The organism is Reyranella sp., assembly GCF_004296935.1.
Taxonomy (GTDB): domain Bacteria; phylum Pseudomonadota; class Alphaproteobacteria; order Reyranellales; family Reyranellaceae; genus Reyranella.
In genome coordinates, this window is record NZ_SCVH01000097.1 from 46,407 (window position 1) to 63,787 (window position 17,381).

Sequence of the window (17,381 nt, forward strand, 5' to 3'; positions counted from 1 at the left end):
CCTCGACCGGCAACCAATGCAGCTCGGGCGGTGTTCCTCCAGTACAGACACCGATCAAGGCAACCCGGAGAGATGCATGGCCGCAGCCCAGACGATGACCGGCGACTTCCACACCGATCTGAAAGCCCTTCTGCCTCGCCTGCGAATCTATGCCCTGTCGTTGGCGCGCGATCGCGACCGTGCCGATGATCTGGTCCAGGAAACGATCGTGAAGGCGCTGGCCGGGCGAAATTCGTTCCGTACCGGCACCAATTTCGGAGCCTGGCTCTTTCGCATTCAGCGCAACGAGTTCATCTCGGGCTTGCGCCGCAGTCGGCCGACTGTCTGCCTGGACGATGTCGTCTCGAACACGCTATCGCATCCGCCGCGCCAGGAAAGCGGCCTGATCATGCGCGAGTTTCTCGGAGCCTTCCGCCAGCTCGCCCACGGGCAGCGCGAGGCGCTTCTGCTGGCGGTGCTCGAGGGCTACCCGTATGCCCGGATCGCCGAGCATTGCGGCGTCTCGATCGGCACGATCAAGAGCCGGATTTCGCGCGCCCGTTCGTTGCTCGAGACATTCCTTACCGGCGAGGAAGGCGTTGTCGGCGAGCCGATTGCCGCCCCCACCCGCCCGGCGTTGTCGACATCAATGACACTCGCGTCGTGATGGCCGAGAGCGGGATTCAGAGCGGCCCTGTCATGCAATCGGATCCCTGTACCTCTGTCGCGGCCATGGCACCCCGGCGAGCCGGGCAGCCATTCGACAACTGGCTGCACAAGCAGCTTCACGAAATGTACGACTCCATCACCAAGGAGCCGCTGCCCGACGATCTCTTGAGCTTGATCGACAAAGGCACCGTCCCTGACGTGAAATCGGACCAAATAGATCCCGGCTGCCGGGGAACCCGTCGAACTCCGCAGCGTTGATCCCACACGGTTCATTCGGGAGATTCTCATGTCGGCAATCAAGTTCATGGCACTAGCGGCCATTCTGTTCAGCGCAACGGCCTGCGGCGATACCTGGGGCCAGCGCGCGGTCACCGGCGGCGCGATCGGTGCCGGCGGCGGTGCGGTGGTTGGTGCGACAACGGGCTTGGGCGTTCTGCCCGGCGCGTTGATCGGCGGCGCGGTCGGTGCGGGTGTTGGCGCGGCGACCACGCCGGAACGCTAACGCGACTCGTTCGCTCCGACCGGAGTTCGAGAAGGCGCTGTCCGGCGGAAAAGTGGGCGGCGCCTTTTCCTTGTCCAATTACATGCTTCTGCCACGACCGATATCGTTGGACTTTGCTTGAGGCAGGGCGCACCAGAAGATGTGGTCCGACACTCCCTCCGGAAGGGCGGTGACTGCAATTCCAAGTACCAATCCCTTTGCGGGCATCCAGGACGGACACACGCTGGCCGAGGCCATCGTGGACACCATCCGTGAGCCCTTGCTGGTGCTCGACAAAAGCCTCCGCGTCGTCGCGGCGAGCCGCTCGTTCTATCGGACCTTCGGACTCGAGCCGCATGAGGTCGAGCATCGCCCGGTCTACGACCTGGGCGGCGGCCAGTGGAACATTCCGGAGCTGCGCGTGCTGCTGGAGACGATCCTGCCGCAGCAGACCGTGATGGAGGCCTATGAGGTCGAACGGGAATTTTCCGGCATCGGGCGCCGCTCGATGCTCCTGAATGGCCGCACGGTGTTCGACGCCGGTGGCGCCAGGCCCCTCATTTTGTTGGCGATCGAGGATGTCACCGAGCGGCGCGCGGTCGAGCGGAAGCTGGCCGAACTGGCGGAGGAGAAGGAAACGCTTCTGATGGAAGTGCCGCACCGCGTTTCGAACAGTCTTCAGATCATCGCCAGCATCCTTTCCCTCAAGGCGCAGACAGTGCAGTCGGAAGAGATTCGACAGCACCTTCAGGACGCCCATCGGCGCGTGCTGTCCGTTGCGACGGTGCAGCGGCAACTTCAGATTTCGAAGAATCTCGAACGGATCGAGATGGGTCCCTATCTGTCCCGTCTGTGCGAGGCCCTTGCGGCATCGATGATTGCCGAAGGTCGGCCGGTGACGCTCGAGGTCAAGGCCCAGGACGGCACTGTCTCGTCCAACGAAGCGGTCAGCATCGGTCTCATCGTCACCGAACTCGCGATCAACGCGCTCAAGCATGCCTTCGTCGATGGCCGCGCGGGCGGCATGATCGCGGTTGGCTACGAAGCGTCGCCGTCGGGCTGGCGGCTCGCGGTTTCCGACGACGGGGTCGGCTTGCCCGACAAGGTCAGCCCGGGCCTGGGCACGAGCATCGTCGAAGCTCTCGCGCGGCAGCTCGAAGCCCGCGTGGAGATCTCCGGGACATCGCACGGCACGACCGTATCGATCACCCACGGAACGATCGCGGCGGGGCTGCCCGCTGCTGCCTGAGGCACGGTGCATCCATGACAATCCAGTTTCCCAACGAAAGCCGTTATTATGACGCGGCCTTGCACGCCGTGCGCTTCCCGGGCCACGACGGCGCCATGGACGCGCCGTTCTTCGTCGATGAAGATGCGCTGAAGCAGATCCAGCCCGGAACAGGTAGCGATGAAGCGGGCCTGCTCGATGCCTTCGATCTCAGCCGCGAGAAGATTCACACGGCTGCCGCCAGGGTCTAAGACCGCGGTCGCCAGGGCTCGTACGACCTGCGGCCGGCCGACCTCCGAAAAGAGACCCTGCTCAAGCCAGGAACCAGTCGAGGATCGCCCCATTCTCGTCGCGCGGATAGGTATGCGAGAGATCGGCGATCTCGCGATAGACCGCAGCGGCACCAGCCTGCGCCAGGACACGTTCGGCGTTCCGTGCCATCTCGGGCGGGAACATCCAGTCCTGGGCGCCATGCACGATATGGATCGGCAATCCGCGCACGCGATCCGGGCTGGCGAAGGTCATCATCATCGGATGGAAGGCGGCGGCCAGCGGCGCCAGATGCGTGAAGCGACAGTCGTCGCGCAGGCCCAGAACATAGGTGAAGGTGCCGCCATCGCTCATCCCGGTGAGAAGCCGCCGGGTGGCATCGACACTCCACTGGCCCGCGACCTCCTCGACCATGCGATCGATGTTGGGCCCGTCGACTTCGGGTTCCATCAGCGACCAGGTCGAGCCGATCGCCGTCGGCGCGATCACGATCAGGCCTCTGGTGCGGGCCTCCCGCACCCAGCTCCACAGAAAGCCGCCGCCGTTGCCGCTGCCGCCGTGCATCGCGACGACGAGGGGCAGGGGGCGTCCGTGATCGTAGGTTTCCGGCACGTAGAGCGAGAAGGCGCCGCGCGTTCCCGATGGACCGCCGACATGCATCACCCCGACCCCGTCGCGCGTCGTGTCGGCGGTGGCCAGCCGCCGCAGCAGGGCCGCGTCGTCGCGCATGGCGGGTTCGAGGAAGAACTGGCTGACCGACTTCAGGTGCGCCGCCATCGGGTAGAGCGCCTCGGTGCCGCGGGCATAGCCGCGCAGCGCCCGGTAGGCCGCGACGATCGGCTGCGGCGCCTCTCCGGCGGCAAGGAGCCCGCCGATCCCTTCGCCCGCCGCCCCGGCCGCGCGCTCCAGGCAATCGCGCACCGGCTGAAAGCGCTCCGGCCACTCGGTCGCGCGCGAGGCCGCCAGTGCGGCATCGAGGTCGTCGTTGCGGCTGGCAACGGCCTCGATCAGCCGAGGCAGGGTGGCGGGCGAGAGATGGCGGCCGGCGAATTCCAGCGCGTAGAGCGCCCGCAAGGTCGCTGGCACCAGGCTGGCGATGGCGTCGATGGCCGGTTCGTTCGCAGCGTCCGCCATCGGCCTGTCTCCCTCAGTCCTTGAGCGCAACCGCTTCCAGCGCCGGCCGGCCGCGGATCATGTCGGCGGCTTTCTCGGCGATCATCAGCACCGAGGCGTTGAGGTTGGCCGACGGCATGGTCGGCATGATCGAGGCATCGACCACGCGCAGGCCTTTTAGGCCACGCACTCGAAGTTCATCGTCGACCACCGCCGTCGGATCCGTATCGGGCGCCATGCGGCAGGAGCCCATGAGATGGAAAGTCGTGGTGCCACGCTGCTTGGCGGCCGTCAGCAGATCGTCGTCGGACTGCTTCTCGACGCCGGGGAACTCCTCGCGGTCGTAGTATTTGCTGAGCGGTTGCGAGCCCAGCAGGCGGCGGGCGAGCTTCATGCCCGCCAGCAGCACGCGCCGGTCGCTTTCGGCAGCGAGGTAATTCGGCTGGATGATCGGCGCCTCGAAAGGATCGGCCGAGCGGGCGCGGACATAGCCGGTGCTGTCGGGCCGCTGCTGCCAGGAGGCGATCGTCATGCCGGGAAAGTCGTCGAGCGTCGATTGCACGCCTTCCTTGTAGCTGGCCGGGGTGAAGGTGAGCTGCAGGTCGTAATTGTCGACGCGCTCGTCGGACTTCCAGAAGACGTAGATCAGGGTCGGGTTGAGAGCCAGGATGCCTTTGCGCGACACGGCATATTTCAGCACCTCGCCCACCAGCCTGAGCCCGTGCGAGCGCTCGTTGATGCTCATGGCGTTTTTTACACGGGCGACGAAGCGTGGTGCGTAGTGGTCGCGCAGGTTCTCGCCGACGCCCGGCAGAGCATGCTTTATCGCAATGCCCAGCGATTGAAGCAGCGGTGCCGGCCCGATGCCCGACACTTGCAGCAGTTGCGGCGAGTTCACCGTGCCGCCGCACAGGATCACTTCCTTGTTGGCACGCACTTCCAGGGGCGTGCCGTTGCGGCCGCCCTTGCGGTAGCGCACGCCCGTCGCGCGCTTGCCCTCGAGCACGATCTCCGTTGCCTGGGCATGAGTCCGCACCGTGAGGTTCGGCCGCTTCATCGCCGGATGCAGGAAGGCGCGCGCCGCACTCACGCGGCGGCCGTTGCGGATCACGCGCTGCACGTAGCTCACTCCGGCCTGCATGGTGCCGTTGTAGTCGCGGTTGCGCGGAATCCCCATCTGCACCGCGCCCTCGATGAAGGCCTCGCACAGGGGATCGCGCCAATCGAGGTCGGTGATGGGCAGCTTGCCCTCATGGCCGCGAAAAGTCTCGTCGACCGCATCGGGCACATCGGCGATGCGCTGCTCGGTGCGGCGAAAGTAGGGGAGCACGTCGGCATAGCCCCAGCCGCGGTTGCCGCGCTGTGCCCAGCCGTCGAAGTCGAGGCGCTGGCCGCGGTTATAGATGTGGCCGTTGATCGAGCTCGAGCCGCCCAGCGTCTTGCCGCGTGGCGCTGCGATCCGCCGGCCACCGGTCCATTCGCTGGGTTCAGACGTGTAGAGCCAGTTCACCCTGGGATTGACCAGCGTGTACATGAAGCCGGCGGGGATATGGATGAAGGGATGCCAGTCCGATGGCCCGGCTTCTAGAACACAGACCGTGACGTTCGGGTCCTCGCTCAGCCGGTTGGCGAGCACGCTGCCGGCCGAGCCGGCACCCACGATCACATAGTCGAAACTATCCATTGCCGATCTTCTCCCAAATATGGCTTAGCCCGGGCTGTGGTGGCTCGGCAATTGCCTGATATGGACGGTTACGCTGCAACGCTGCATCGTCAGGCGACCATGACCACACCACCGCTCAAGCTGCTGCTTTCCCAACATGCGCTCCGCACCTGGAGGCCGCGCATCGAGGCTGCCATTCCGTCAGGCGGCCTTGCCTTCGTGACGGCGGAGGAGGCGGTCGCGGGCGACGGTCCCTGCGACGCCGATTTCGCCTTCATGACCCGCGAGGTGACGGGGAAGTCGAGCAAGAACAACCAGACGCCGGAACTGCGCGACTTCGAGATCGTGTTGCGCCGGTCGCCGAAGCTGCGCTGGCTGCAAATCCACCCAGCCGGGGCGGAACGGCCGATCTATCGCGAGCTGCGCGACCGCGGCGTCAAGGTCACGACCGCGTCGGGGGCAACGGCGGTGACCGTCTCCCATAGCGCGCTGGGCGCCGTGATTGCCCTCAACCGGCGCTTTCCGTTGCTGGCCGACGCGCAGCGGCGTCATGCCTGGGAGCCCCGACTCGGCGAGCGGGCGCCGCGCGATCTCGCGGGCCAATGCGCCGTGATCGTGGGTCTTGGCCCGATCGGCCGCAATATCGCGGCGCTGCTGAAGATGCTGGGCATGAAGGTGATTGGCGCCCGGCGCAGCCCCGAGCCGGTCGAGCCGTGCGACCGGACCGTCGCCTACGATCACCTGGCTGAGGTGCTGCCCGAGGCGGACTGGCTGATCCTGTGCTGCCCGGCCTCGCCGCTCACGCGCGGGATCGCCAATGCGGCGGCCTTCGCGGCGATGCCCGCCGGGGGCCACTTCGTCAATGTCGCGCGCGGCGAGATCGCCGTGGAGCGCGACGTCATCGCAGCTCTTGCGAGCGGCCATCTCGCCGGCGCCTACCTCGACGTGTTCGAACACGAGCCGCTCGATCCAGCGTCGCCGCTGTGGGACATGCCCAACGTCATCGTCTCGCCGCACACCGCCAGCCATTCGCTGGGACAGAACGAGGCGATCTTCGAGATCTTCCTCGACAATCTCGCGCGTTGGCGGAACGGCGAGAAACTGCGCAACGATGTCGACGAGCTTGGCTGATACTGGGCTGATGGCCGGGCTGACTGGTCGAACGACATGCCGCCGCTCAGCGGCACCGGTCAGGTGCCCGCAGGTTGACGCATTGGAGCCACGCCGCCAACCTAGCCGCATAGAGGGGAAACGGACAGAACATGCAGATCGGCGTCATCGGCCTCGGACGAATGGGCGGCAATATCGTGCGACGGCTGACCAGGGCGGGGCATTCCTGTGCGATCTTCGACGCCAATCCCGCGGCGGGCGCCGCATTGGCGGGCAATGGCGTCACCGTCGCGGGCTCGGTGCCGGCGCTGGTCGAGGCATTGGGATCCGGTTCGCGCACGGTGTGGGTGATGCTGCCGGCGGGAAAGATCACCGAGGACACCATCGCCGAACTCGGCGCCTTGATGAAGAGTGGCGATGTCATCATCGACGGCGGCAACACCAACTTCAAAGACGATGTCCGCCGCGCGCGTGAGCTCGCACCCAAGGGCATAAAATATCTCGATATCGGTACGTCGGGCGGTGTCTGGGGCCTGGCGCGCGGCTATTGCCTGATGATCGGCGGCGACGCCGAGACGGTGACCCGTCTCGATCCGATCTTTGCCGCCCTTGCACCTGGCCTTGGCGACATCGAACGCACGGAAGGCCGCGAGAAACTCGATCCGCGCGCCGAGCGCGGCTACATCCATGCCGGGCCGGTGGGGGCGGGGCATTTCGTAAAAATGATCCATAACGGCATCGAGTACGGCATGATGCAGGCCTTCGCCGAGGGCTTCGACATCATGCGCCACCGCGCCGACGACAAGCTGCCGGCCGACGAGCGCTACGACCTCAACCTGGGCGACATTGCCGAAGTGTGGCGGCGCGGCAGCGTCGTGACTTCGTGGCTGCTCGACCTCACGGCCAGCGCGCTTGCCAAGGACGCGCACCTGGAAAGCTTCTCCGGCCACGTCGAGGACAGCGGCGAGGGCCGCTGGACGATCGAGGCGGCCATCGAGGAGGCGGTACCGGCGGACGTGCTGGCTGCGTCCCTGTTCGTGCGCTTCCGCTCGCGCCAGCAGCACACGTTTGCGGAAAAAGTTCTGTCGGCGATGCGGCTGGGCTTCGGTGGCCACGTCGAAGCCCCCAAGAAATAGGAGTTTTCATGCGCGTAGGTGTCTTCTACTTCCCGACCGACTACGGCATCGACATCGCCGAACTCGCGCGTGCCCTCGAGGAGCGTGGCTTCGACTCGCTGTTCGTGCCCGAGCACACGCACATCCCCCTCAGCCGCAAGACACCCTTTCCAACGGGCGGCGAACTGCCCAAGCGCTATTCGCACACCCACGATCCGTTTGTCGGCCTCGCCTTCGCGGCGGCGGCAACCAGGAAGCTCAAGATCGGCACCGGCATCCTGTTGGTGCCCCAGCACGAGCCGATTGCCACGGCCAAGGCCATCGCCTCGCTCGACCAGCTCTCGGGCGGCCGCTTTGTCTTCGGCATCGGGGCTGGCTGGAACCAGGACGAGATGGAGAACCACGGCGTCGGCTACGCCACGCGCTACAAGCAGATGCGCGAACATGTGCTGGCGATGAAAGCGCTGTGGACCGAGGAGGCGGGGTCCTTCCACGGCGAGTTCGTGAACTTCGATCCGGCATGGTCGTGGCCCAAGCCCGCGCAGCGGCCGCATCCGCCGATCCTGCTGGGTGGAGAAACCGACCATACGCTGAAGCGCGTCGTCGACTATTGCGACGGCTGGTTCCCGCGCCCGCGCTCCGGCTTCGAGGCATCCACCGCCGTCGATCGTTTGAAGCGTATGGCGGAGTCGGTGAAGCGCGATCCCGCGACACTCACGGTCACCGTATTCGGCGCACCGCCGGAAGCTGCTGCCCTGGCTGCTTACGAAAAAGCCGGGATTCCAAACGCCCTGTTGGCGATCCCCGACCTCGGCCGTGACGAGATCCTGCGCCATCTCGATACGATCGCGCCGCTGGCGAAAGCCCACGCATGAAGGTCGCCGTCGGCCTCGGTCTGATGGAGTTTCCGTTTGCCGGGGCGGGCGACTACTGGCGCTGGGTCGATCTCTGCGAGGCGGGCGGTGTCGATTCCTTGTGGCAGACCGATCGGCTGGTCAGCCGCCAGCCGATCCTGGAATGCATGACGGCGGTGGCGGCCCTGGCCGGCCGCACGCGTCGGATGCGCTTCGGCATGAACGTGGTGTCGCTGGCGCTGCGCGATCCGGTGCTGCTGGCCAAGCAGTGCGCCACCGTCGATGTTCTCTCCGAGGGCCGTCTGCTGCCGGCCTTCGGTATCGGCAGCCCGCTCGGGCCGGAATGGCAGGCGCTCGACATCGATACAAAGACGCGTGGCCGCCGCACCGACGAAAGCTTGGAAATCATCGCGCGGCTGTGGCGCGAGGAGAGCGTCGACTTCGCCGGCAAGTACTATCGCCTCTCGGGCGCGTCGATCTCGCCCCGGCCAGTACAGCCTGACCTCCCGATGTGGATCGGTGGTGCGTCGGATGCGGCGATCCGGCGAACGGCGCGTTACGGCACGGGCTGGCAGGGCGGCCCCGAGGGGCCGGCTGAAGCAGGCCGGGTCGTGGCCGCCATAAAGCTGGCCGCCGCCGAGGCCGGCCGTTCGATCGACGAGGATCATTACGGCGCGGCCTTTCCATTCTATTTCGGCAGTGCCTCCGACAGCGTCGTTTCAGGCGCCATGGCGGCCTATGCCAAGCGCACCAACCGCGATCCGGCGCGCTATTTCGCGATCGGCGACGAGACGGCGATCCTCGACAGGGTTGCCGAGTATGTCGAGGTCGGCGTCCAGAAGTTCATCCTGCGGCCGGTGGGCGATGGCGCCAGCGTGCTCGCCCAGACGCGGCAACTGATCGAGAAAGTATTGCCGCGAGTCGGCGCGAAATGGCCGAAGGTAGCCTAGGAGGAAGCGATGCACATCGGCGCGGCGATGTTCTTCACGGACTATTCCATGGCGCCCGGCGAACTCGGCAAGGCCCTGGAGGAGCGCGGCTTCGACTCGCTGTGGGCGCCCGAACATTCGCACATCCCGATGTCACGCAAGTCGCCCTTTCCGAGCGGCGGTGAGCTGCCGAAGAAATACTACGATGCGATGGACCCGTTCGTGACGCTGACCGCCGCGGCCGTCGCCACCAAGACCCTGAAGGTCGGCACCGGCATCTGCCTGATCGCCCAGCGCGATCCCATCCAGACGTCCAAGCAGGTCTCATCGATCGACCAGCTCTCCGGCGGGCGCTTCCTGTTCGGCGTCGGCAATGGCTGGAACAGCGACGAGATGGAAAACCACGGCACCGTCTACAAGACCCGCCACAAGCTGGCGCGCGAGCGCATCGAGGCGATGAAGGAGATCTGGACCAAGTCCAAGGCCGAGTATCACGGCGAGCTGGTCAACTTCGATCCGATGATGAGCTGGCCCAAGCCGGTGCAGAAGCCCCATCCGCCGATCATCGTCGGTGGCGCCTTTCCCTATGGCGCGCGTCGGGCGCTGCGCTACGGCGACGGCTGGATGCCGCACCGCGTGCGCAAGACCTACGCCGACGTGAGTGCGCTGATCCCCAAGTTTCGCGAGATGGCCAAGGAAGCCGATCGCGACCCCGCTTCGGTGCCCGTCACCATCTGGGGCGCCAAGGAGGACGAGAGCCTGCTGAAGCGCGACCGCGACGACGGCGTAGAACGCATCATCGTCAGCCTCGATTCGGCCAAGGCCGACAAGATCCTTCCCGAACTCGACCGCTGGGCCAAGCTCCTGCGCGCGGTCGCCTAGAGGAGCGGCAGCACCTCTTTCTTGAACTGCTGCATTTCGCCCAGCATCGCCTCGACGGTCGCGCCGCCAAAGCCGAAGTCGAGGCTGCCGACGCCCATGTCGCGGAGCGCCCGCATGTCGGCCGCGATCTCGGCCGGCTTGCCCGAGAACAGGCGCCGCTCGCCGTCACCGGCCTTGGGCGGGACCTTTTCGCCCAGTGCCGTGCAGCGGAAGGCAAGCCCCATGGCCTTGGGATCGCGCCCGGCCTCGGCCGTCATCTTGTGCAGGCGCGCGACCTGGGTCTTGAAGCGCGCCAGGCTGTCGAGCGGGTTGGCCGGGTTGGTGCCGATCGGATACCAGGCATCGCCGAGGCGCGCGGTGCGACGCAGCGCCGGCCCGCTTTCGCCGCCGACCCAGATCGGCGGATGGGGCTTCTGCACCGGCTTGTGCGAGAAGTCGATATTGTCGAAGGAGACATACTCGCCGGCAAAGCGCGGTCTCTCCTTGGTCCAGAGCTCGATGAAGGCCTTGATGTATTCGTCGGTGACCTTGCCGCGCTGGGTGAAATCGGGCGCGCCGATCGCCTCAAATTCCTCTTTTAGCCAGCCGACGCCGATGCCCACCGTCAGGCGGCCGCCCGACAGCACGTCGATAGTCGACAGCATCTTGGCGGTCAGGACCGCTGGGCGATGCGGCACCACCATCACCGAGGTCACCAGCCTGAGGCGCGTCGTCTTGGCGGCGAGGAAGGCCACTTCGATCAGCTGCTCGTGGCGCTCGACGCGGGAACCGGCGGGGAATTCACCAGTTGCGCTGTAGGGATATTTTGCCTGGATATCGACCGGGATCACCACATGGTCGCTGAAGGTGGCGTAATCGAAGCCCAGCGCCTCGCCGGCTACCACCAGTCGCGTCAGGTGCTCGGGTGCCGCCAACAGCCCGGCGGTCGGCGCATTGAAGCCGATCAGCATCGTGTCATCCTCCCAATTGTGGCGGCCATACTACACGATGCGGTCGGAGGCGTTTGACGCTATGTTTTGCTCATGATGACGACGGGCGTTTCGTTGGCCGCATTGATGGCCGAGGCGGGCGAGCTGCGCGATCGCGGCCATGGCCGCTTGATTTCGTATTCGCGCAAGGTGTTCATTCCGCTCACCCACCTCTGCCGCGACGTCTGCCACTACTGCACCTTCGCTGAGCGGCCGCGCGCCGGTCAGCCGGCCTACCTCTCGCCCGACCAGGTTCTCGCCATCGCCCGCGCCGGCGCGGCCGCGGGCTGCACCGAGGCGCTGTTCACCCTGGGCGACAAGCCGGAGCTGCGCTACAGCGCGGCACGCGAGGCGCTGGCGGCGCTTGGTCACGAGACCACGATCGGCTACCTGACGGAAATGTGCGGCCGGGTGCTGCGCGAGACCGGGTTGCTGCCGCATGCCAATCCCGGAGTCATGACGCGCGAGGAGATCGCGGGCCTGCGCGCGGTGACGGCGAGCCAGGGCATCATGCTCGAATCGACCAGCGAGCGGCTCTGCGAAAAAGGCGGCGTGCATTACGGCTCGCCCGACAAGCATCCGGCGGTACGGCTGGAGACCATCCGACTCGCGGGCGAACTGAAGGTGCCGTTCACCACCGGCATCCTGATCGGCATCGGCGAGACGCGCGACGAGCGTATGGAAGCGCTGACTGCCATTCGCGACCTGCATGCCGCGCACGGCCACATCCAGGAAGTGATCGTCCAGAATTTCCGCGCCAAGCCCGACACCAAGTGGGCCGACGCCGACGAGCCCGATCTCCAGGACCTGCTGTGGACCATCGCCATGGCCCGCAAGATTCTCGGGCCCGACATGAACCTCCAGGCGCCGCCCAATCTGTCGCCGGGCGTCTATCCGCGCCTGATTGCGGCGGGGCTGAACGACTGGGGCGGCATCTCGCCGGTGACGCCCGACCATGTGAACCCCGAAGCGCCGTGGCCTGCCATCGATGAACTGGCGCGGCGCAGCGCCGAACTGGGCAAGGTGTTGGTCAACCGCCTGCCGCTCTATCCCGCCTATGCCCGTGACCCCGACACCTGGCTTGCGCCCGAAGTCGCGACGCAGGTCCGGCGTATGAGCGACGCCGAGGGCCTCGCTCGCGACGACGACTGGTCGCCCGGCGAGACCACGCCGCCGCCCGCGCCGCGCGTCCTCGTGAGCGGCGTCGATTCCGCGATCGCTCGCGCCGTCGACCGCGCGACGTCGGGCGAGCGCCTCGATCCGCCGGAGATCGTGCGCTTGTTCGCGGCCCGCGACGCCGACTATCGCCACGTCACGGGCGCCGCCAATGCGCTGCGTCAGGCGGTCAGCGGCGAGGTCATACGCTACGTCGTCAACCGCAACATCAACTACACCAACATCTGTTATTTCCGCTGCAAGTTCTGCGCCTTCTCCAAGGGTCGCACGCACGAGGACCTGCGTGGCGCGCCCTACGATCTGGCGCTCGACGAAGTGAAGCGGCGCGCCGTAGAAGCCTGGGAGCGTGGCGCCACCGAAGTCTGCATGCAGGGCGGCATCCATCCCGACTATACGGGCGAGACCTATGTCGCGATCTGCAAGGCGATCAAGGAAGCGGTGCCGGGCATGCACATCCACGCCTTCTCGGCGCTGGAAGTGACCCAGGGTGCGGCGACGCTGAAACAGCCCATTCCTGAATTCCTCGCCAGCCTGCAGCAGGCCGGCCTCGGCACCCTGCCGGGCACGGCGGCGGAAATCCTCGACGACGAGGTCCGCGCCATCATCTGCCCGGACAAGATCAACACCGCCGAGTGGCTGGGCGTGCAGCGCGCCGCGCACGGGCTCGGACTGCGCACGACTTCGACCATCATGTACGGCCACGTCGAGACGCCGCTTTCCTGGACGCGGCATCTGCTGGCGCTGCGCGATTTGCAGAGCGAGACCGGCGGCTTCACCGAATTCGTGCCGCTGCCGTTCGTGCACATGGAAGCGCCGATGTACCGGCAGGGCCGCGCCCGCCGCGGGCCGACCTTCCGCGAGGCGGTGATCATGCATTCCGTCGCGCGCCTGGCGCTGCACCCGGTGATCCCCAACATCCAGACCTCGTGGGTCAAGATGGGCCCGGCCGGTGCCGCGATCTGCCTGGAGGCGGGCGCCAACGATCTCGGCGGCACCCTGATGAACGAGAGCATCTCGCGCGCGGCCGGCACGCAGCATGGCCAGGAATTCCCGCCCGACGCCATGGAGGCGCTGATCCGCTCGATCGGCCGCACCCCGCAGCAGCGCGACACGCTCTATCGCACTGTCCCGGAGGAGCGCCGCGCGGCGTCGCTGGTCGCCGCCGACCTCGCGCCGCTCGTGCTTACGCCGCCCCGCAAGCGGGCCGCCGCGGCTTAGGCCATTCGAATTTGCAAGTTCAGCCGGTTTCGGCTATGTTTTTCGCTATATTGGGCGCGCTGCGAGCCTGATGATCGAACGCCCGACGGATCCTTCCGCCGGGCGTTTTTCGTGGTCCACAAATGGTCCACTTCGGCGATCTTTTTCAGACATTCATCCCGGCAAGCGGCGGGTGCCGGTGGCACAGTTTATCGGGGGGCGATTGCCCTGCGGGACCAAGGCCTTGAGGCTGGTTCATGGCACAGGTCGATGGACACGTCGTGGCACAACGAGGTGTGCCAGAAAATGGCCATTCCCGCCGTGCGCGCCTAGCCGATTCCCCGGTCCACCAGCAGTCGGGGGATGCCGGCCTCTTCGAGGAAGGCCCGCGTGCGGGTGCCGGCCGACTGCGGCAGGCGGAGGAAGGCGGCGAGGTCGGCGGGGTGGTCGATGTCCATGGCAATACCCGGCTGGCGGATCACCGTCGGCTCGATGCCCGCGCGCCGCGCCGCCTCGAGATGCGGGAAGTAGCTGTTCTCGCCGAAACGCAGCGGCACGGCATCCGGTGGCGAGCAGATGACGGCGTTGGAGCCGAGATCGTCATGCGCCGGCGAGATGGTGAAGGAGGGAGCGCGAAGATGCGACGCCAGCACCGCGTCGATCTCGGCCGAAGTAGCGGCGGGAATGTCGCCGGGAAGCGTGATCATGCCGCCGCGACCTTCGCGGGCGAGCAGGCGGAGGCCTGCCGTGACGCTGCCGGTGTGGCCGTCGCGGGCGCCGTCGGTCACCACGCGCGCGCCGAGGCGCGAGGCCAGCGCCGTCGTCTGCGGGTCGAGGGTGACGACCATGATGCCGGCGAGGCCGCGCGCGCCGGCCACGGCGTCCAGTACCTCGCCCACCATGACTTCGATTAGCGCGCGGCGCTGGGCGGGTGAGAGCAGGGGGGCGAGCCGCTGCTTGGCGCCATCCAGTTCCTTGACGGGCACGACCGCCCAGATGTCGGCCGACGCGCTCACGTGAGCGAATCGGCGAAGGCGAGAACGGTGCGTGCCAGCGCTTCGCGGTCGGCGAGCGTCGTCATCAGGGTGGGGGCGACGTGCAATTTGGCGCCGATGTCTCCTGAATCGGCGGCATCGACGACATAGCCGTCGAGCAAACCGTCGTAGCGCCCGGCCGCGGCGGCGGAACTCACGGGCAGGCCGAGTTCCTGCATCATCTTCGCCGTCGGTCCCTTGACCGCGCGGCCGCCGACGATCGGCGACACCGCCACGACAGGGGCGCCGCAATTCTCGATCGCCGCGCGCATCCCGGGCACGGCCAGGATCGGCTCGATGCTGATGAAGGGGTTGGACGGGCAGATCATCACCGCCCGCACCTTGCCGCTGCCCAGGGCTGCCATGACGTCGGGCTGGAGCCGGGCGTCGGCCGCGCCGGTGAAGGCGAGTTCCTGCACGACAGGGCGGCACTGCTGGCGCACGAAATAGTCCTGGAAGTCGATCCAGCCGCTGTCGCTGCGCACACGCGTGCGCACGCGATCGTCGCTCATCGGCAGCACGCGCGGGCCGACGCCGAGCCGCCGGCACACGTCGGCAGTGATCTGCGACAGGGTCTGGCCGGCGCCGAGCCGCTTCGTCCGCTCGACATGCAGCGCGAGGTCGCGATCGCCGAGGCGGAACCAATCCTCGCCGCCCAGGGCGGTGATCGTCTCCATGAACGACCAGGTCTCGTCGCGACGGCCCCAACCGGTGACCGGATTGTCGAGGCCGGCCAGCACGTAGGTGAGCGTGTCGATGTCCGGGCAGATGCTGAGGCCGAGATGCTCGAAATCATCGCCGGTGTTGGCCACGACCAGCAACTCGTCCGCCGGCAGCACGCGGCTGAGGCCAAGCACCAGCTTGGCACCACCGACGCCGCCCGACAGGGCAACCACCAGGCTTTTGCTCACCGAAACATGTCCTCGGCGGCCGGCCGCACGAGTTCGGAGGCGGGATTGGCGGGCGCGCTCCAGGTAAGGCCGCGCATCAGCACGACGGGCTGCGCTTCGTTGCCTTGCCCCATTACGAGGGACGCCGCGGCCGCGATCTCGTCGGCGAAGCCGGTGATGCTGACCTGCAGTTCACGGCCGAACAGATCGGGATTGCCGCGCAGGTCGAGGAGCGCCGGCAGGCCCGCCGCGCCGATCGCCACACCGGCCGTGCCGCGCCGCCACGCCCGGCCGAAGCTGTCGGTGATGACGACCGCAAGCGGCACGCCGCAAAGCGAGGTGAGGCGGGCGCGCAGTTTGGCGGCGCTGCCGTCGGGATCGACCGGCAGCAGCAGCGCGCGCTGCGGGCCGTCCGGCGAAGCGACATTGGATTGATCGACGCCGGCATTGGCCATGACGAAACCAAGCTTGTGCTCGACGATCAGGACATTGGGCCGGGACCGCACCACGCGGACCGACTCCGACAGGATCAGCTCGACCAGGCGCGGATCCTTCTGCACTTCCTTGGCGAGCTCAACGGCCCGCGCCGATGGCTTCACCGTGGCGAGATCGACGCTGCGGCCTTCGGCCTTGGAGACGACTTTCTGGGCGATCACGATTACGTCGCCCTTGCGTGGCGCAAGGTTGCCGCGCGCGAATCCTTCGGCGATCAGGGCCGCCAGATCGTCACCCGGCGCGATCAGGGGGATGCCGGGGACCGCCAGGATCTCCAAGGCGGTGGTGCGGCTCATCCGAACTTCTTGCGTAGACGCGGCAGCACCTGCTCGCCGTAGAGCTTCAGGAACCGCTCCTGATCGGGGCCCGGCGCGTGGAAAACGAGATGACGGAAGCCGAGAGTGACGTAGGCGCCGATCTTTTCGACATGCTCGTCGGGGTCGCTCGACACGATCCAGCGCGACGCCGTGCGCTCGAGCGGCAGCGCGTCGGCCAGACGCTGCATCTCGACGGGATCCTCGACCGACATCTTCTCGTCGCCCGTCAGTGCCAGCGCCGCCCAGTGCCGTGTATCCTGCAGCGCGCGCTCGGCGTCGGTGTCGAAGGAGACCTTGACCTCGATCATGTGGTCATACGGCTGTACGCGCGGTTCGGCAGCGGCGAGACCCTCGGCGACCTTGGGCAACAATGTTTCGGTATAGAGTTCGCGCTTCTTGCCGCTGGTGCAGATGAAGCCGTCGCCGGAGCGACCGGCGTAGCGCGCTACCAGCGCGCCGGCCGCCGCCACGTAGATCGGCACCTCGACCTCGGGCCGGTCGTAGATGGTGGCCTTTTCGGTCTTGTAGTATTCGCCCTCGAAGCTGATGCGTTCCCCGCGCCACAGCGTGCGGATCAGGGTCACCGCCTCGCGCATCCGGGCGAAGCGTTCCTTGAACTCGGGCCAGGGCTGGCCGGTCGACGGCACTTCGTTCAGCGATTCGCCGGTGCCGATGCCCAGGACGACCCGTCCCGGGAACATCGCGCCCAGCGTGCCGAAGGCCTGTGCCACGATAGAAGGATGGTAACGGAAGGTGGGCGTGAGCACGCTGGTGCCGATCACGATCCGCGAGGTCCGGGCACCCAGCGCACCGAGCCAGGCGAGCGAGTAGGGCGCGTGGCCATCGACGTGCTTCCACGGCTGGAAGTGATCGCTGACGAACACCGATTCGAAACCCACGTTTTCCGCCAGGCAGGCGAAATCGAGCAGTTTTGCCGGCGCGAATTGTTCCGCCGATGCCTTGTATCCGAGCTTTATCATGGCGCCAGACTACCCGATCCGGCGCTTCAAG

The 17,381-nt window shown here is 66.9% G+C and carries 17 protein-coding genes; 10 read left to right on the top strand and 7 right to left on the bottom strand.

All coding sequences use genetic code 11. The annotated features are described in order from the left end of the window. Positions 1-76 precede the first annotated feature (76 nt). From EPO55_RS13510 to EPO55_RS13525, 4 genes are all read left to right on the top strand, one after another. On the top strand, positions 77-646 hold the full coding sequence (locus tag EPO55_RS13510; RefSeq protein WP_296337401.1) for a sigma-70 family RNA polymerase sigma factor: 570 nt from the start codon (positions 77-79) through the stop codon (positions 644-646). 288 nt (positions 647-934) lie between these two features. Beyond that, positions 935-1,150, top strand: coding sequence for a bacteriocin (locus EPO55_RS13515; protein WP_363719064.1), 216 nt, complete (start codon positions 935-937; stop codon positions 1,148-1,150). A 238-nt stretch (positions 1,151-1,388) separates the two neighbouring features. After that, positions 1,389-2,378 carry a histidine kinase dimerization/phosphoacceptor domain -containing protein gene (locus EPO55_RS13520; RefSeq protein WP_296337402.1) on the top strand — a complete coding sequence of 330 codons (990 nt, stop codon included), beginning with the start codon at positions 1,389-1,391 and terminating at the stop codon, positions 2,376-2,378. 14 nt (positions 2,379-2,392) lie between these two features. Beyond that, on the top strand, positions 2,393-2,608 hold the full coding sequence (locus EPO55_RS13525) for a DUF1488 domain-containing protein (RefSeq protein WP_296337403.1): 216 nt from the start codon (positions 2,393-2,395) through the stop codon (positions 2,606-2,608). Between the two features lie 61 nt (positions 2,609-2,669). On the opposite strand, the gene EPO55_RS13530 is transcribed toward EPO55_RS13525, so the two are convergent. Then, positions 2,670-3,761, bottom strand: a complete 1,092-nt coding sequence (locus EPO55_RS13530) for a phospholipase (protein WP_296337404.1) — start codon at positions 3,759-3,761, stop codon at positions 2,670-2,672. 13 nt (positions 3,762-3,774) lie between these two features. Continuing rightward, entirely contained in the window at positions 3,775-5,424 is a 1,650-nt protein-coding gene (locus EPO55_RS13535) for a GMC family oxidoreductase N-terminal domain-containing protein (RefSeq protein WP_296337406.1), read from the bottom strand. 60 nt (positions 5,425-5,484) lie between these two features. Here EPO55_RS13535 and EPO55_RS13540 point away from each other — a divergent pair, with 60 nt between their 5' ends. From EPO55_RS13540 to EPO55_RS13560, 5 genes are all read left to right on the top strand, one after another. Then, entirely contained in the window at positions 5,485-6,534 is a 1,050-nt protein-coding gene (locus tag EPO55_RS13540) for a D-2-hydroxyacid dehydrogenase (RefSeq protein WP_296337407.1), read from the top strand. 131 nt (positions 6,535-6,665) lie between these two features. After that, positions 6,666-7,649, top strand: coding sequence for a phosphogluconate dehydrogenase (NAD(+)-dependent, decarboxylating) (gnd, locus tag EPO55_RS13545; protein ID WP_296337408.1), 984 nt, complete (start codon positions 6,666-6,668; stop codon positions 7,647-7,649). Between the two features lie 8 nt (positions 7,650-7,657). Beyond that, the gene (locus EPO55_RS13550; protein ID WP_296337409.1) at positions 7,658-8,503 is read left to right on the top strand and encodes an LLM class F420-dependent oxidoreductase; all 846 of its coding nucleotides are present in this window, start codon (positions 7,658-7,660) and stop codon (positions 8,501-8,503) included. Beyond that, positions 8,500-9,432: an LLM class flavin-dependent oxidoreductase gene (locus EPO55_RS13555; protein WP_296337410.1), complete on the top strand. Its 933-nt coding sequence runs from the start codon at positions 8,500-8,502 to the stop codon at positions 9,430-9,432. Before EPO55_RS13550 ends, EPO55_RS13555 begins: the two co-directional genes overlap by 4 nt. A gap of 9 nt (positions 9,433-9,441) precedes the next feature. Then, positions 9,442-10,293 carry an LLM class F420-dependent oxidoreductase gene (locus EPO55_RS13560; RefSeq protein WP_296337411.1) on the top strand — a complete coding sequence of 284 codons (852 nt, stop codon included), beginning with the start codon at positions 9,442-9,444 and terminating at the stop codon, positions 10,291-10,293. Here EPO55_RS13560 and EPO55_RS13565 read toward each other — a convergent pair. After that, entirely contained in the window at positions 10,290-11,243 is a 954-nt protein-coding gene (locus tag EPO55_RS13565) for an LLM class F420-dependent oxidoreductase (protein ID WP_296337412.1), read from the bottom strand. The two genes, EPO55_RS13560 and EPO55_RS13565, sit on opposite strands and share 4 nt — an antisense overlap. Positions 11,244-11,315: 72 nt before the next feature. On the opposite strand from EPO55_RS13565, the gene cofH reads away from it, so the two are divergent. After that, complete coding sequence (cofH, locus tag EPO55_RS13570) at positions 11,316-13,655, top strand: 5-amino-6-(D-ribitylamino)uracil--L-tyrosine 4-hydroxyphenyl transferase CofH (RefSeq protein ID WP_296337413.1); 2,340 nt, start codon at positions 11,316-11,318, stop codon at positions 13,653-13,655. A 308-nt stretch (positions 13,656-13,963) separates the two neighbouring features. On the opposite strand, the gene cofC is transcribed toward cofH, so the two are convergent. From cofC to fgd, 4 genes are read right to left on the bottom strand one after another with little or no spacing between them, the layout of a single operon-like run. After that, positions 13,964-14,650 (bottom strand): 2-phospho-L-lactate guanylyltransferase, encoded by a 687-nt coding sequence (cofC, locus tag EPO55_RS13575; RefSeq protein ID WP_296337414.1) that lies wholly within the window; start codon positions 14,648-14,650, stop codon positions 13,964-13,966. Further along, complete coding sequence (gene cofD, locus EPO55_RS13580; protein WP_296337415.1) at positions 14,647-15,579, bottom strand: 2-phospho-L-lactate transferase; 933 nt, start codon at positions 15,577-15,579, stop codon at positions 14,647-14,649. Before cofD ends, cofC begins: the two co-directional genes overlap by 4 nt. Continuing rightward, on the bottom strand, positions 15,576-16,349 hold the full coding sequence (cofE, locus tag EPO55_RS13585; RefSeq protein ID WP_296337416.1) for a coenzyme F420-0:L-glutamate ligase: 774 nt from the start codon (positions 16,347-16,349) through the stop codon (positions 15,576-15,578). Before cofE ends, cofD begins: the two co-directional genes overlap by 4 nt. Beyond that, positions 16,346-17,350, bottom strand: a complete 1,005-nt coding sequence (fgd, locus tag EPO55_RS13590; protein WP_296337417.1) for a glucose-6-phosphate dehydrogenase (coenzyme-F420) — start codon at positions 17,348-17,350, stop codon at positions 16,346-16,348. Before fgd ends, cofE begins: the two co-directional genes overlap by 4 nt. Positions 17,351-17,381 lie beyond the last annotated feature (31 nt).

Excerpts from the sequence above, each read along its gene's own strand:
- EPO55_RS13510 (WP_296337401.1), top strand. The coding sequence starts at position 77 with ATGGCCGCAGCCCAGACGATGACCGGCGACTTCCACACCGATCTGAAA.
- EPO55_RS13515 (WP_363719064.1), top strand. The coding sequence starts at position 935 with ATGTCGGCAATCAAGTTCATGGCACTAGCGGCCATTCTGTTCAGCGCA.
- EPO55_RS13525 (WP_296337403.1), top strand. The coding sequence starts at position 2,393 with ATGACAATCCAGTTTCCCAACGAAAGCCGTTATTATGACGCGGCCTTG.
- EPO55_RS13530 (WP_296337404.1), bottom strand. The coding sequence starts at position 3,761 with ATGGCGGACGCTGCGAACGAACCGGCCATCGACGCCATCGCCAGCCTG.
- EPO55_RS13535 (WP_296337406.1), bottom strand. The coding sequence starts at position 5,424 with ATGGATAGTTTCGACTATGTGATCGTGGGTGCCGGCTCGGCCGGCAGC.
- EPO55_RS13540 (WP_296337407.1), top strand. The coding sequence starts at position 5,485 with ATGGACGGTTACGCTGCAACGCTGCATCGTCAGGCGACCATGACCACA.
- gnd (WP_296337408.1), top strand. The coding sequence starts at position 6,666 with ATGCAGATCGGCGTCATCGGCCTCGGACGAATGGGCGGCAATATCGTG.
- EPO55_RS13550 (WP_296337409.1), top strand. The coding sequence starts at position 7,658 with ATGCGCGTAGGTGTCTTCTACTTCCCGACCGACTACGGCATCGACATC.
- EPO55_RS13555 (WP_296337410.1), top strand. The coding sequence starts at position 8,500 with ATGAAGGTCGCCGTCGGCCTCGGTCTGATGGAGTTTCCGTTTGCCGGG.
- EPO55_RS13560 (WP_296337411.1), top strand. The coding sequence starts at position 9,442 with ATGCACATCGGCGCGGCGATGTTCTTCACGGACTATTCCATGGCGCCC.
- EPO55_RS13565 (WP_296337412.1), bottom strand. The coding sequence starts at position 11,243 with ATGCTGATCGGCTTCAATGCGCCGACCGCCGGGCTGTTGGCGGCACCC.
- cofH (WP_296337413.1), top strand. The coding sequence starts at position 11,316 with ATGATGACGACGGGCGTTTCGTTGGCCGCATTGATGGCCGAGGCGGGC.
- cofE (WP_296337416.1), bottom strand. The coding sequence starts at position 16,349 with ATGAGCCGCACCACCGCCTTGGAGATCCTGGCGGTCCCCGGCATCCCC.
- fgd (WP_296337417.1), bottom strand. The coding sequence starts at position 17,350 with ATGATAAAGCTCGGATACAAGGCATCGGCGGAACAATTCGCGCCGGCA.